Genomic DNA, 14,547 nt, shown 5'->3' with positions numbered 1-14,547 from the left:
GCCCCCGAGGCCGCGGCCGGGGCCGGCTCGGGCTCGGCCGGGGCGGGGGCCTCGGCGTCGCTCTCGGCGTCGACCGACGGGGTCGCCTCGTCGGTGGCCTCGGTCTCGGCGGCCTGGACCTCGGGGGCCTCCTCGGCGGGAGCCTCGGGCTCGGACGCCGACGCGGCTCCGGAGCCGTCGCCGATGCGCACCAGCTCGGCGCCGACCTCGACGGTCTCGTCCTCCTGGACGAGGATCTCCTCGATCACTCCCGCGACGGGCGACGGGATCTCGGTGTCGACCTTGTCGGTCGAGACCTCGAGCAGGGGCTCGTCCACCTCGACGCGGTCCCCGACGTTCTTCAGCCAGCGGGTGACCGTTCCTTCCGTGACACTCTCTCCGAGTGCCGGGAGGCTGACGGATTCGCTCATGAGCCTGTCTCCTTAAGACGCTTGTGTTTCGATGTCCAGCTTACTGATGCGGAAGCGGCGGGTCGCCGCACCGCAGTGGTTCTACAGGGCGTGCAGCGGCTTCCCGGCCAGAGCGAGGTGCGCCTCGCCGAGCGCCTCGTTCTGAGTGGGGTGCGCGTGCACGAGGGGCGCGACGTCCTGGGGATGCGCCTCCCAGTTCACGATGAGCTGAGCCTCGCCGATCAGCTCGCCGACGCGGGCTCCGACCATGTGCACGCCGACGACCGGGCCGTCGACCAGGCGCACGACCTTCACGGAGCCGGTGGTCCCGATGATCGTGCTCCGGGCGTTGCCGCCGAGGCCGTAGTCGTACACGGCGACGCGCTCGGCGCCGTACTCGGCGATCGCGCGGGCCTCGCCGAGGCCGACGGAGGCCACTTCGGGGTCGCTGTAGGTCACCTTCGGGACGTTGACGTCCGAGACGACCTGCGGCCCCAGACCGGCGATCTCCTCCGCGACGAAGATCCCCTGCTGGAAGCTCCGGTGCGCGAGCTGGAGCCCCGGCACGATGTCGCCCACGGCGTACACGCCGGGGACGGAGGTCTGCAGGCGCTCGTCGGTCAGCACGTAGCCGCGGTCGAGGCGGACCCCGGCCTCCTCGAGGCCGATGCCCGCGGTCACCGGGCCGCGGCCGACAGCGACCAGCAGGATCTCGCCCTCCACCGTGGCGCCGCTCTCGAGCGACACGGAGACGCCGCCCTCGCTCTGCGAGACCGACGCGACGCGGGATCCCAGCTGGAAGGCGATGCCCCGCTTGCGGAAGGCGCGCTCCAGCTGCTTGCTGACGCTCTCGTCCTCGTTGGGGACGAGGTGGGGGAGGGCCTCGACGATCGTGACCTCGGCGCCGAACGAGCGCCAGACGCTCGCGAACTCGACGCCGATCACTCCGCCGCCCAGGACGACGACGCTCGCGGGCACGTGGTCGAGCTCGAGAGCCTGGTCGCTCGTCAGGATGCGGCCGCCGATCTCGATCCCGGGGAGGGTGCGGGAGGCGGACCCGGTGGCGACGACGACCGACGCGCCGTGGAGCACGTGCTCACCGACCGTCACGGTGCCCGGCGCGGTGAGGCGGCCCTCGCCCGTGACGACCGTGATGCCGCGCGAGGACACGAGGCTCTGGAGCCCCTTGTACTTGCCGGCGACGACGCCTTCGCGGTAGCGCGTGACGCCCGCCATGTCGATCCCGGTGAAGCTCGAGAGCACGCCGTACTTCTCTCCCTCGCGGGCGCCGTCCGCCAGCTCGGCGGCGTGCAGCAGGGCCTTGGTGGGCACGCACCCGCGGTGCAGGCAGGTGCCGCCGAGCTTGTCGCGCTCCACGAGCGCGACGCTCATCCCGAGCTGCGTCGCCCGGAGGGCCGCCGCGTACCCGCCGCTGCCACCTCCGAGCACGACCAGGTCGTAGCGCTCTTCCGACACCCAGTGACTCCCTCGCGACGTGCGGTCCCGCTTCCCGGCCGACCGGCTCCGGCGCTCAGCGCCGAGCGGATCGGGAGGGGGGACGAGGCGGGATCTCCCGCCCCGTCGACCCTACTACGCGCTCGCGAAGCCCTCGGCCAGGGCGATCAGCGCGCGCACCGAGACCCCCGTGGCGCCGGCTCCGGTGAAGCCGTAGCCGCCGCCTCCGTTGCTCGAGGGGCCGGCGATGTCGAGGTGCGCCCACGGGATCGTGGTCGCGTCCTCGCCCTCGCCGCGCTTCCCGACGAACTCGCGGAGGAAGTGGCCGGCGAGGAGCATGCCGCCGGCGGTGTTGCCCGGCTTGACGTTCGCGATGTCGGCGATGTCCGAGTTGAGCAGAGGTCGCAGCTCCGCGGGGAGTGGCATCTGCCAGAAGGGCTCTCCCGCCGCGCGGGCGGCGTCGAGGACGCGGGAGACCAGCTCGTCGTCGCCCAGAGCGCCGACGGTCCGGTTGCCGAGGGCGACCACGGAGGCGCCGGTCAGCGTCGCGACGTCGATGATCGCATCGGGCTGCTCCTCGCTGGCGGCGACGAGGCCGTCGGCGAGCACCAGCCGGCCCTCGGCGTCGGTGTTCAGCACCTCCACCGTGGTCCCGCCGCGCACGGTGAGCACGTCGTCCGGGCGGATCGCGGTCCCGGAGGGGAGGTTCTCGGCGATGCAGAGCCAGGCGGTCGCGCGGAGCGGGAGGCCGAGCTCCGCGATGGCGCGCACGACGGCGTACACGGTCGCCGCGCCCGCCATGTCGGTCTTCATCCCGATCATCGAGGCCGGCGGCTTGAGCGAGAGTCCGCCGCTGTCGAAGGTGATGCCCTTGCCGACCAGGGCGAGGTGGGTGCTCGCGCCCTCGGGCGCGTAGGCGACCTTCACGAGGCGGGGCGGGCGGGAGGAGCCGCTGCCGACTCCGAGGATGCCGCCGAACCCCTCCTCCGCGAGGGCCTCCTCGTCCCAGACGGTGACCTCGAGCGGCAGTCCCTCGGCGCCGGTCTGCACGGCCTCGGCCAGCGTCTGCGGGTAGAGGTGCGACGGGGGAGTGTTGACGAGGTCCTTCACCGTGCCGACCGCGCGGCCGAGCACGAGCGCCCGGTCCAGGACGGCGGGGTCGGCCGACTCGCCGCCGCCCAGCAGGACGACGTGCTCGACGGGCGCCTTCGCCGCGGCGGCGGTGCTGCCGCGGAAGGCGGTGAAGGAGTAGGAGCCGAGCGCGGCGCCCTCGGCGACCGCGGCGAGCGTGCCGTCGGAGCCGGCGGGGAGGGAGAGGGCCACGGAGGCGGACCCCGCGAGCAGGCGGACGGCGGCGCCCGCGGCGTTCCGCAGCGCGGTGTCGTCGGGCTCCGCCGAGCCGAGGCCGACGAGGACGATCACTCCGGCACGGACCGAGGACGGCACGCGCACGAGCGTCTCGGCGGCGCCGGTCGCGCCGAGCGCGCTCAGCGCGGGGGCCAGCTCCTCGAAGCCCTCCGCGCCGACGAGCTGGGGACCGTCGGGTCCCGGGGCGACGCCGAGGACGAGGGCGTCGGTGTCGATGTCGGAGGCGGGAACGGTCGAGTACTCGAGAGAGGAGAGGGGCATGGCGGCAATGCTAGGCGCTGTTCGCTGAGGGCTCAGCGGACCCGGACGGGGCGCCGGGACCCCCGTTTAGACTGGACGCATGCTGGATCCGGAAGACCTGTTCGAGATCGAGGGCGACCTCTCCGAGATCCCGCGCGGGCTGCACCTCGTCGCGGGCCTGACCGGCTCGGCCGACGCCGGGGGAGCGGTGGGGCAGCTGGGGGAGTACCTCTTCGAGACCCTCGAGCACCGCGAAGTCGCGGTCTTCGACCAGGATCAGCTGCTCGACTACCGGGCCCGCCGCCCCATCATCACGTTCGACCAGGACCACCTGACGGACTACCGTCCTGCGATGCTCCGGCTCTCGCTCGCGCACGACGAGCTGCACCAGCCGTTCCTCCTGCTCACCGGCTTCGAGCCCGACTTCCAGTGGGAGCGGTTCACCCGCGCGGTGGTCTCCCTCCTCGAGCGGCTCGACGTCGCCTCGACCACGTGGGTCCAGGCGATCCCGATGCCCGTGCCGCACACCCGGCCCGTCGGCGTCACCGTGAGCGGCAACCGCGAGGACCTGATCGAGGCGATGTCGGTCTGGAAGCCGCACACGCAGGTGCCCTCGAACGTCCTCCACCTGCTCGAGCTGCGCCTCTACGAGCGCGGTCTGACCGTGGTCGGCTTCGCGCTGCTCATCCCCCACTACCTGTCGGACACCGAGTACCCGCAGGCGGCGGTCGCGGCGCTCGAGAGCATCTCGGCGTCGACCGGCCTCATCTTCCCGACGGACCGCCTGCGCGAGAGCGGGCGGGAGTTCCTCGGCAAGGTCGACGAGCAGGTCGGCGGCAACGACGAGCTGCAGAAGCTGGTCTCGGCCCTCGAGGCGCGGCACGACACCTACATGGAGGGGACGAGCCTCCGCTCGCCGCTCACCGACGAGGACGGCTTCGTGCCCAGCGCCGACGCGATCGCCGCCGAGCTCGAGAAGTTCCTCGCGATCCGCCGCCCGGGCGAGGAGCCCACCGCCTCCTGAGCGGCCGTAGGATCGGACGAGTGCGTGATCGTCGAGCCTGGTTCGTCTTCGGTGCCGGAGCGTTCGCCTACCTCGTCGCGGTCCTGGACCGCACGACGCTGGGCGTCGCAGGAGTGGACGCCGCGGAACGGTTCGGGGTGGCCGCCGCCGTCCTCTCGTCGCTCGCCGTCGTCCAGCTGATCGTCTACGCCGGGATGCAGATCCCGGTCGGGATCCTCATCGACCGGTTCGGCCCGCGGACCCTGATCCTCTCGGGCACGGCACTGATGATGGCGGGCCAGGTCGTGGTCGCGATCGCGCCGGGCATCGGCGTCGCGATCGTCGGGCGGATCCTGCTGGGAGCCGGGGACGCCGCGATCTTCACCTCCGTGATCCGCCTCACGGTGACCTGGTTCAGCGGACCGATCGTGCCGCAGCTCTCGCAGTGGATCGGCAACATCGGCCAGGTGGGCCAGATCCTCTCCGCACTCCCGTTCGCGGCGATCCTCCACACGTTCGGCTGGGAGCCCGCGTTCCTCAGCGCCGCCGGCCTCGGGGCCGTGTCCTTCCTCGGCGTGCTCCTCCTGGTCGCCGACGTCCCGCCGCGCACCGAGCCGATCACGGTGGTGCCTCCGACGCTCCGGGCGACGATCGCGCAGCTCGGAGTGAGCCTGCGCCGGCCGGGGACGCAGCTCGGCTTCTGGTCGCACTTCGTCACGCAGTCCTCCGGCACGGTGTTCACGCTGCTCTGGGGCTACCCCTTCCTCGTCTACGCGATCGGCCTGCCGCCGACCGTCGCCGCGCCGACCCTCACGATCGTCGTGATCGCGGGGATCGTCGTCGGGCCGGTGCTCGGCGTCCTGACCGCTCGCCACCCCATGCGCCGCAGCAACCTCGTGCTCGGGATCGTCTCGGCGATGGCAGTCGCCTGGACCGTCGTGCTGCTCTGGCCCGGCGTCCCGCCGTACTGGCTCGTGGTGCTGCTCCTGATCGTCGTCGGAGCGGGCGGCCCCGGCTCCATGATCGGGTTCGACTTCGCCCGCACGTTCAACCCCTCGCGGAGCCTCGGCGCGGCGAACGGAGTCGTCAACGTGGGCGGGTTCCTGGCCAGCTTCACGATGATGTTCGCGATCGGCCTGATCCTCGACGCACTGGCCGGTCCCGGTGCCTCCTCCGAGCAGACCTACTCGCTCGAGCACTTCCGCCTGGCGTGGTGCGTGCAGTACGTGGTGGTCGGCGCCGGAGTCGTCGGACTCGTCGTCGCGCGCCGCCGGACCCGCCGCCGCCTGGCCGAGGACGAGGGAATAACCGTGGCCCCTCTCTGGGTTGCACTGAGTGACCGGATGCGCCGCGGCCGCGCGGGGCGCTGACGGTCGTCCGTCGATCCGCCCTTCTGCAGACGCGATGTCCCAGCGGAACGGCCCGGATCCCGCCGGATCGAGCCCCACTCGCACCGCACCGCACGGCTGCACTACTCAGACGTGCAATAATTGTCAATAGGACCCGTTCGGGTCGAGGAGCACCAGGCCCACGTCGGGCGTGCGACGTCCTCGACTTGACATGGGTCCTCGTAATGCCCACCGACGGACGACGCCTTCCCGCGCCGCCCGCCCCCGGGACGCAACGGATGGAGAGGTGCCGCTATGGCCACCAGAGCTACCAAGACCGCAACGCTCGACGCCGTCGACGACGACGTGACGACGACCACCAAGAAGCCCGCGACGCGCAAGCCCGCGGCGAAGACCACGGCGGCCAAGACCACCGCGGCCAAGACGACCCGCTCGCGCGCCACGACCAAGCCCGCCGCTCCCGCCGACACCGAGGAGGAGCCGACCGACGCCGTCGAGCCCGACGAGGCGGCGGAGGAGGAGGAGACCGAGGTCGTCGCCGAGGACACCGAGACCGACGCGAAGGACGACGCGGAGACGCCGGAGGCCCCGGCCGCCGCTGCCGTCGCCGCTCCGGCCGAGCCGTTCCCGAGCGGTGCGCTCGTCCTGTCGTTCGGCGGAGAGGACGACGAGGTCCCGGTCTACTCGACCGCGATCACCGGCGCCACCGCCGACCCGGTCAAGGACTACCTGAAGCAGATCGGCAAGGTCGCGCTCCTGAACGCGGCCGAGGAGGTCGAGCTCGCGATGCGCATCGAGGCCGGCCTGTTCGCCGAGGACAAGCTCGCCAACTCGACCGACCTCAGCCCGGAGCTCGTCCGCGAGCTGCGCTGGGTCGCGAAGGACGGCCAGCGCGCGAAGAGCCACCTGCTCGGAGCGAACCTCCGGCTCGTCGTCAGCCTCGCGAAGCGCTACACCGGTCGCGGGATGCAGTTCCTCGACCTCATCCAGGAGGGCAACCTGGGCCTCATCCGTGCGGTCGAGAAGTTCGACTACACCAAGGGCTTCAAGTTCTCGACCTACGCCACGTGGTGGATCCGCCAGGCGATCACCCGCGCGATGGCCGACCAGGCCCGCACCATCCGCATCCCGGTGCACATGGTCGAGGTCATCAACAAGCTGGCCCGCGTGCAGCGCCAGATGCTCCAGGACCTGGGCCGCGAGCCCACGCCCGAGGAGCTCTCGCGCGAGCTCGACATGACCCCCGAGAAGGTCATCGAGGTGCAGAAGTACGGGCGCGAGCCGATCTCGCTGCACACGCCCCTGGGCGAGGACGGCGACAGCGAGTTCGGCGACCTCATCGAGGACACCGAGGCGGTCGTCCCGGCCGACGCCGTGGGCTTCACCATGCTGCAGAAGCAGCTGGAGTCGCTGCTCGACTCGCTCTCGGAGCGCGAGGCCGGCGTGATCCGCATGCGCTTCGGCCTCGGCGACGGCATGCCGAAGACGCTCGACCAGATCGGCGACACCTTCGGCGTGACGCGCGAGCGCATCCGCCAGATCGAGTCCAAGACGATGGCCAAGCTCCGCCACCCGTCCCGCTCGCAGTCGCTCCGCGACTACCTCGAGTAGGCCGGTGATCCGCTACGCGCCGGCGGTCCTCCTCGGGAGGGCCGCCCGGTTCGCCGCGCGGGTCCGGAAGCCCGGCGGGGGATCCGCCGTGCCCGGACTCGTGGTGAACCGTGTCGCGCCCGGATTCCTGCCCGCGGTGCTCGACGGATTCCGGGACGGCCTCGTGGTCGTCACGGGATCGGCGGGCAAGTCGACCACGACCAAGATGCTGGTCGCGGTGCTCCGCGCGCACGGGCTCCGGGTCTTCACCAACCCCTCGACGGCCAACATCGCCCAGGGGCTGACCTCCGCGCTCCTGGAGCGGGCGGACCTCCGCGGACGGATCGACGCCGACATCGCCGTCCTCGAGATGGACGAGGGTCACGGCGCGCGCCTCGCGCCCCGGATGCGCCCGCGCGTCGTCCTGCTGACGAACGTGGTGGTCGACCAGATCGACCGCTTCTTCGATCCGGCCATGGTCGCCCGGATGCTCGGCACCATCGCCTCCCGCGCGACCGGTCCCGTCGTGCTGAACGCCGACGACCGCCACGTCGCCGATGTCGCGACCTCCCTCCCCGACGAGCGGATCCGCTGGTACGGCGTCTCCTCCTCCGTCCGCGACTCCGCGTCGGGCGGTCTCGGCTACGCCGCGGAGGCGGAGGCCGGGACCGACCGTGCCACCACCGTCGTCGAGAGCACGACGGGAGCGGCCGCGCGCATCGTCAGCGACGGCGACTCGCTCGAGGTCCGGCTCCCCGCGCGGGGCGTCCACTACGCGGTCGACGCCGCGGCGGCCGTCTCCACGGCCCGCGCCGTGCTCGCAGAGGCCTTCGACCCGGCCCTCGCCGCCTCCGCGCTCTCGAGCATCGACCCCGTCTTCGGGCGGGGCGAGATCGTCACCGTGCGCGGCCACGAGGTCGAGTTCGTGCTGGTTCAGAACCCGGCGAGCTACCGCCTGAACATCGCGGAGATCCCCGAGGGGACCGAGCAGATCATGCTCGCGATCGGCTCCGACGTCCGAGACCCCTCCTACTTCTGGCCCGTGGACACCTCCGTGCTCGGGCACGTCAGAGTCGTCTCGGGGTCGAAGGCGCACGAGGCGGCGCTGCACCTGCGCTACGACGGTGTCCGCGTCGACTCCGTCGACGAGGACCTGGGCCGCGCGCTCGACACGTTCCTCGCTCTGCCGACCCCCGCCTCCGGCCGGAAGACCATCGTCTTCTCGGCCGATTCGATGCGCCGCACCCGTGCGCACCTGCAGCTCGTCACCAACCGCGAGGAGACCGCGTGACCACCCTCCGCATCGCCGTGCTCGCTCCCGACGTCCTGGACAGCAACGGCGACGCGGCGAACGCCCGGGTCCTCGCGGCTCGGGCGCGCTGGTCGGGCGTCGAGGCGGAGGTGGTGCCGCTGGTGACCGCCTCCGACGCCGAGGTCCGTCCGGACGTCCTGGTCGCCGGGACGGGAGCGGACGAGGACCTCCCGGGCGTCCTGGCACTCCTCCACGAGATCGCGCCGACGCTGCGGGCCTGGGTCGACCAGGGCACTCAGGTGGTCGCGGTCGGAGCCGGCTGGGAGATGCTGGCCGGTTCGATCAGCACGGCCGCGGGCGGCGCCCGGGGGATCGAGCTGTTCCCCGGAGACTCGGTCACGGGCGAGCGCGCGACCGACGACCTCCTCGTCGAGACGCCGGGCGGCGTCCTCGTCGGATTCGAGAACCACGAGCGCCGGATGACCGGGATCGCGCCCGAGCACGCGCTCGGCCGAGTGCTGCACGGCACCGGCGACGGCGCCGGCCACGAGGGCTACGCGGTGGGAGGCCTTCTGGGCACGCACCTGCACGGCCCCGTCCTCGCGAAGAACCCCTCGCTCGCGGACGCGATCCTGCGGCGCGCCCTCGGCGACGCCTACTCCCCGTCGGACGAGTGTCTCCGCCTGGTCGATGAAACGGCACGAGCCGCTCGCGAAGTGATCGCGAAGCGGCTCGGTGTCGGTCGGTAGGGCGCTGACGCGCCGTCCGGGCTGATCGGGGACGCGCTAGGGGCGCTGCTCCTCGAAGAGTCGGGCGGACTCGTCGTGCCAGCTCTGGGCGATGCTGGAGAGCTTCTCCTGGTACTTCTTCCCGTGGTGCGCGCAGAACAGCAGTTCTCCGTTGTTCACGACCACTCGGATGTACGCCTGCGCACCGCAGCTGTCGCAGCGGTCGGCGGCGGAGAGCTGGTGGGCACCGGCGAGCTCGTCCACGCCGTTCTGGGTTGCTGTGGTCGACATGACTTGGCCTCCTGCACTCGTTCTTCGATCTCTGCTTAGTGGAACCCATCCAAGCACGCGATTGTTTCCGCACGGAGTCGATCGGTCGGCATTTCGCTCTGCGCGTAGGGGCCCCGCGCCGAGCGGCCATCGTGCTGTCGTCGGGTGCCGCGCCACCGCGGCCGGAGCGGTTCCCGAAAGTAGACTGGGCGGATGGCCTCCACCGACTACAACGCCCGCCACCTCTCCGTCCTCGAGGGTCTCGAAGCGGTCCGGAAGCGGCCCGGCATGTACATCGGATCGACCGACTCGCGCGGCCTCATGCACTGCCTCTGGGAGGTCATCGACAACTCCGTCGACGAGGCGCTGGCCGGGCACGGGACCGAGATCAGCGTGCTCCTGCACGCCGACGGCAGCGTCGAGGTGCGCGACCGCGCGCGCGGGATCCCGGTCGACATCGAGCCGAAGACGGGGCTCTCCGGAGTCGAGGTCGTGTTCACGAAGCTGCACGCGGGCGGCAAGTTCGGCTCCGGGTCCTACGCGGCGTCCGGCGGTCTGCACGGCGTCGGCGCCTCCGTGGTCAACGCGCTCTCGGAGCGCCTCGACGTCGAGGTCGACCGCAACGGCCGCACCTACCGGATGTCGTTCCACCGGGGGGAGCCCGGGCGCTTCGCCGACGCGGGCGAGCCCACCCCCGACGCTCCGTTCACGCCGTTCGAGAACGGGTCGGAGCTGACGGTCGTCGGGAAGGTCGCCAAGGGCGTCACCGGAACGCGCGTGCGCTACTGGGCCGATCGCCAGATCTTCACGAAGGGCGCCTCGTTCCAGACGGACGACCTGGTGACGCGTGCCCGGCAGACCGCGTTCCTCGTCCCCGGCCTGACGATCGACATCGTCGACGACAGGGCGGACGAGCGCCGCGCCGAGATGTTCCGCTACGACGGCGGTATCTCGGAGTTCGTCGAGTTCCTCGCCCCCGACGCCCCCGTGACCGAGGTGCTGCGCCTCACCGGCTCCGGCACCTTCACCGAGACCGTGCCGGTGCTGACCCCCGGCGGCGCCATGGTGCCCACCGAGGTGGAGCGCACCTGCGAGGTCGACATCGCCCTGCGCTGGGGCACCGGCTACGAGACGGTGATGCGCAGCTTCGTGAACATCATCTCGACGCCCAAGGGCGGGACGCACCAGACCGGCTTCGAGCAGGGCCTGCTGAAGCTGCTCCGCTCCCAGGTGGAGGCGAACGCCCGCCGCCTCAAGGTCGGCTCGGACAAGCTCGAGAAGGACGACGTCCTCGCCGGGCTCAGCGCCGTGCTGACCGTGCGGCTCCCTGAGCCGCAGTTCGAAGGCCAGACGAAGGAGGTGCTGGGCACGCCCGCCGTCCGCGCGATCGTCGCCTCCACCATCGCCTCGACGCTGGGCGCGGTGTTCTCCTCGACGCGCCGCGAGGACAAGGCGCAGACCTCCCAGCTCCTCGAGAAGGTCGTCGCCGAGATGAAGTCGCGGATCTCGGCCCGCGCGCACAAGGAGACGCAGCGCCGCAAGAACGCGCTGGAGTCCTCCTCCCTTCCGGCGAAGCTGGTCGACTGCCGCAGCAGCGACGTCGAGAACAGCGAGCTCTTCATCGTCGAGGGCGACTCCGCCCTCGGCACCGCCAAGCTCGCCCGCAACAGCGAGTACCAGGCCCTGCTGCCGATCCGGGGGAAGATCCTCAACACGCAGAAGGCGAGCATCGCCGACATGCTCTCGAACGCCGAGTGCGCCTCGATGATCCAGGTGATCGGAGCCGGCTCCGGCCGCTCCTTCGACCTCTCGGCCGCCCGCTACGGGAAGATCATCCTGATGAGCGACGCCGACGTCGACGGCGCCCACATCCGCACCCTGCTGCTCACGCTCTTCTTCCGCTACATGCGGCCGCTCGTCGAGGCGGGGCGCGTCTTCGCCGCCGTGCCTCCGCTGCATCGGCTCGTGGTGATGAACGCGGGGAAGAAGCCGAACGAGACGATCTACACCTACTCCGAGAAGGAGCTGCAGAGCGTGCTCGCGGCCCTCGGCAAGGCGGGCCGCCGCTACCAGGACCCGATCCAGCGCTACAAGGGGCTCGGCGAGATGGACGCGGACCAGCTGGCCACGACGACCATGGACCGCTCCCGCCGCACCCTCCGCCGGGTGCGGGTCGCCGACGCGGAGAACGCCGGCCGGGTGTTCGAGCTGCTGATGGGCAACGACGTGGCACCCCGCAAGGAGTTCATCGTCCGCGGGTCCGAGTCGCTGTCGCGGGACCGCATCGACGTCTGAGCCGCGGGGCTCAGAACACCTCGGGCGCCGCTCCGATCGTCGCGATCGGCGCCGCGAGCGCCACGCCGGAGCCGTCGCGCTTCATCCCGGAGTCGGGCAGCGCGGCGACCGAGCCGTCGGCCTCGAGCGCGTGCGCGGGTCCGGGGCCGACCCACGCCACTCCGAGGGCGGTCTCACCCTTGAGGAAGCGCTGCGCACGGACTCCGCCGGTGGCCCTGCCCTTGGCAGGGAACTCCGAGAACGGCGAGACCTTCGCACTGCCGGTGTCGGTCCCCGAGAGGGCCCAGCTGTCGACGGCGACCGTCGCGACGACGGCCTCGTCCCGGTCCTCGGCGGCGACGACGGCGAAGTGCACGACGTCGTCGGTCTCGGCCAGCTTGACCCCGGCCATCCCCGCGGCGGTCCGGCCCTGAGGGCGGACGGCGGACGCGGGGAAGCGCAGCAGCTGGGCCTCGCCAGTGACGAAGACCAGCTCGTCCTCCTCCGCCGACGCGGCCGCGCCCACGACGGCGTCCTTCGGCTTCAGGGCGATGAGCTCGATGTCCGGGCGGTTGGGCAGCTCGCCCGGCGCGACGCGCTTGACGACGCCCTGCTGGGTGCCGAGCGCGATCGGCCGCTCGTCGTCGAGGGCGACGAGCGCGAGCACCCGCTCGTCCTTCGCCAGGTGCGGGAGGTAGTCGCTCATGCGCACGCCCGCGCCCAGCTGCACCGAGGAGGAGGGGACGGCGGGCACGTCGACCGGCGAGAAGCGGAGGAGCCGACCGGCGCTGGTGACCGCGCCGATCTCCGTCCGGCTGGTCGTGTCGAGCACGCTGAGGACGGCGTCGTGCTTCGAGCGGCGCGTGGCGCGCTCGGGGTGGGGAGCGGCCTCGGGGTCGCGGTCGACCCGCACCATGCGGCCGGTGGTGCTCAGCAACACCCGGCAGGGCACGTCCGCGATCTCGAGCACCGCGGCGGCCTTCCGCCCGGTGGTGGCGACGGAGGGACGCGCCTCGGTGAGCAGGGTGCGCCGCGGGGTCCCGAGGCGCTGGGCGACCTCGTCGAGCTCGTCCGAGACCAGCTCGTCGATCCGTGAGCGGCTGGCGAGGAGGGCCTCGAGCTCGGCGATCTCGGCGAGGAGGGTGTCGCGCTCGGTCTCGAGCTCGATGCGCGAGAACTTCGTGAGGCGGCGGAGCTGGAGCTCGAGGATGTAGTCGGCCTGCAGAGTGCTGAGGTCGAAGACCTCGATCAGCCGGGCCCGCGCCGCCGCGGTGTCGTCGCTCCCGCGGATCAGCTGGATGACCTCGTCGATGTCGAGGATCGCGATGAGCAGGCCCTCGACCAGGTGCAGCCGCTCCTGGCGCTTGCGCAGTCGGTAGCGGGTCCGCCGGGTGACGACCTGCACCCGGTGGCCGATGTAGACCTGCAGCAGCTCCTTCAGGCCGAGGGTGCGCGGGCCGCCGTCGACCAGCGCGACGTTGTTGATCGAGAACGCGTCCTCGAGGGGCGTGTAGCGGTAGAGCTGCTCGAGGACGGCCTCCGGGCTGAAGCCGGTCTTGATCCCGATGACGAGCCGGAGGCCGTTGTCCCGGTCCGTCAGGTCGGTGACGTCCGAGATGCCGCTGAGCTTCTTGTTCTGGACGCCGTCCTTGATCTTGTCGATGACCTTCTCGGCGCCGACGAGGTAGGGCAGCTCGGTGACGACCAGGCCGGACTTGCGCGCGGTGATGCTCTCGACCGAGACGCGCGCGCGGGTCTTGAAGCCGCCCCGGCCGGTCGCGTAGGCGTCGCGCACGCCGGCGAGGCCGACGATCGTGCCACCGCTCGGGAAGTCCGGTCCGGGGACGAACGACATCAGGTCGTCCAGGGACGCGTCGGGATGGGCGATCAGGTGCCGGGCCGCCCCGATCACCTCCACGAGGTTGTGGGGCGCCATGTTCGTCGCCATGCCGACGGCGATGCCGCTGGCCCCGTTGACCAGCAGGTTCGGGAACGCGGAGGGGAGGACCTCGGGCTGGTCGTGCGAGTTGTCGTAGTTCGGGACGAAGTCGACGACGTCCTCGCCGAGGTGCTCGGTCATGGCCGTGGCGGCCGGGGCGAGGCGGGCCTCGGTGTAGCGGGCCGCGGCCGGGCCGTCGTCGAGGGAGCCGAAGTTGCCGTGCCCGTCGACGAGGGCGACCCTCATCGTGAACGGCTGGGCGAGGCGGACGAGGGAGTCGTAGATCGAGGCGTCGCCGTGCGGGTGCAGCTTGCCCATCACCTCGCCGACCACGCGGGCCGACTTCACGTGGCCGTGATCGGGCCGCAGCCCCATCTCGCTCATCATGTAGAGGATCCGGCGCTGCACCGGCTTGAGGCCGTCGCGGGCGTCGGGCAGGGCCCGCGAGTAGATGACCGAGTACGCGTACTCGAGGAAGGACCCCTCCATCTCGGCCGAGACGTCGACGTCCTCGATGCGCTCGGTGAGCGAGGATCCGGAGGAGGGGGCTGCAGCGTTCATGACTCGATTCGGTGGCGGGCGCGGGGCGGCGGCGGGGGACTGCACCGCCCTGCGGCGCTCGACGGGACGGGCGGAGCGGAGACGGCGCCTCGCGGACGGGACCGGCCCTCCCGTTCACGCGGACGCTCC

11 protein-coding genes are annotated in these 14,547 nt (G+C 71.9%); 6 read left to right on the top strand and 5 right to left on the bottom strand.

Features of this window, described 5'->3' with window-relative positions; translation table 11 throughout:
- From C5C99_RS14615 to C5C99_RS14605, 3 genes are all read right to left on the bottom strand, one after another.
- The coding region (locus C5C99_RS14615; RefSeq protein ID WP_308471810.1) for a biotin/lipoyl-containing protein at positions 1–410 on the bottom strand (410 nt) is incomplete at its 3' end.
- Positions 411–491: 81 nt separating this feature from the next.
- Positions 492–1,865 carry a dihydrolipoyl dehydrogenase gene (gene lpdA / locus C5C99_RS14610; RefSeq protein WP_104340291.1) on the bottom strand — a complete coding sequence of 458 codons (1,374 nt, stop codon included), beginning with the start codon at positions 1,863–1,865 and terminating at the stop codon, positions 492–494.
- A 114-nt stretch (positions 1,866–1,979) separates the two neighbouring features.
- Complete coding sequence (locus tag C5C99_RS14605) at positions 1,980–3,473, bottom strand: leucyl aminopeptidase (RefSeq protein WP_104340290.1); 1,494 nt, start codon at positions 3,471–3,473, stop codon at positions 1,980–1,982.
- 79 nt (positions 3,474–3,552) lie between these two features.
- Between C5C99_RS14605 and C5C99_RS14600 the strand changes: the two genes are divergently transcribed.
- The 5 genes from C5C99_RS14600 (at position 3,553) to C5C99_RS14580 (ending at position 9,395) form a co-directional block, all read left to right on the top strand.
- Entirely contained in the window at positions 3,553–4,476 is a 924-nt protein-coding gene (locus C5C99_RS14600) for a proteasome assembly chaperone family protein (protein ID WP_104238748.1), read from the top strand.
- A gap of 20 nt (positions 4,477–4,496) precedes the next feature.
- The gene (locus C5C99_RS14595) at positions 4,497–5,825 is read left to right on the top strand and encodes a nitrate/nitrite transporter (protein WP_104222120.1); all 1,329 of its coding nucleotides are present in this window, start codon (positions 4,497–4,499) and stop codon (positions 5,823–5,825) included.
- A 273-nt stretch (positions 5,826–6,098) separates the two neighbouring features.
- Positions 6,099–7,415, top strand: a complete 1,317-nt coding sequence (locus C5C99_RS14590) for an RNA polymerase sigma factor (RefSeq protein ID WP_104340289.1) — start codon at positions 6,099–6,101, stop codon at positions 7,413–7,415.
- A 4-nt stretch (positions 7,416–7,419) separates the two neighbouring features.
- Positions 7,420–8,685: a Mur ligase family protein gene (locus C5C99_RS14585; RefSeq protein WP_104340288.1), complete on the top strand. Its 1,266-nt coding sequence runs from the start codon at positions 7,420–7,422 to the stop codon at positions 8,683–8,685.
- A complete protein-coding gene (locus C5C99_RS14580; protein WP_146085351.1) occupies positions 8,682–9,395 on the top strand; it encodes a type 1 glutamine amidotransferase in 714 nt (237 codons plus the stop codon). The genes C5C99_RS14585 and C5C99_RS14580 overlap by 4 nt, the downstream gene beginning before the upstream one ends.
- Positions 9,396–9,431: 36 nt before the next feature.
- On the opposite strand, the gene C5C99_RS14575 is transcribed toward C5C99_RS14580, so the two are convergent.
- Positions 9,432–9,665, bottom strand: a complete 234-nt coding sequence (locus tag C5C99_RS14575; protein WP_068212876.1) for a hypothetical protein — start codon at positions 9,663–9,665, stop codon at positions 9,432–9,434.
- Between the two features lie 192 nt (positions 9,666–9,857).
- On the opposite strand from C5C99_RS14575, the gene C5C99_RS14570 reads away from it, so the two are divergent.
- Entirely contained in the window at positions 9,858–11,939 is a 2,082-nt protein-coding gene (locus tag C5C99_RS14570; protein WP_104225230.1) for a type IIA DNA topoisomerase subunit B, read from the top strand.
- Between the two features lie 10 nt (positions 11,940–11,949).
- On the opposite strand, the gene C5C99_RS14565 is transcribed toward C5C99_RS14570, so the two are convergent.
- Complete coding sequence (locus C5C99_RS14565) at positions 11,950–14,418, bottom strand: DNA topoisomerase (ATP-hydrolyzing) subunit A (protein ID WP_104222110.1); 2,469 nt, start codon at positions 14,416–14,418, stop codon at positions 11,950–11,952.
- Positions 14,419–14,547: the final 129 nt, after the last annotated feature.

Source organism: Rathayibacter sp. AY1C4 (genome assembly GCF_002932195.1).
Classification (GTDB): Bacteria; Actinomycetota; Actinomycetes; order Actinomycetales; family Microbacteriaceae; genus Rathayibacter.
This window is presented reverse-complemented; position numbering and strand designations above follow the sequence as displayed.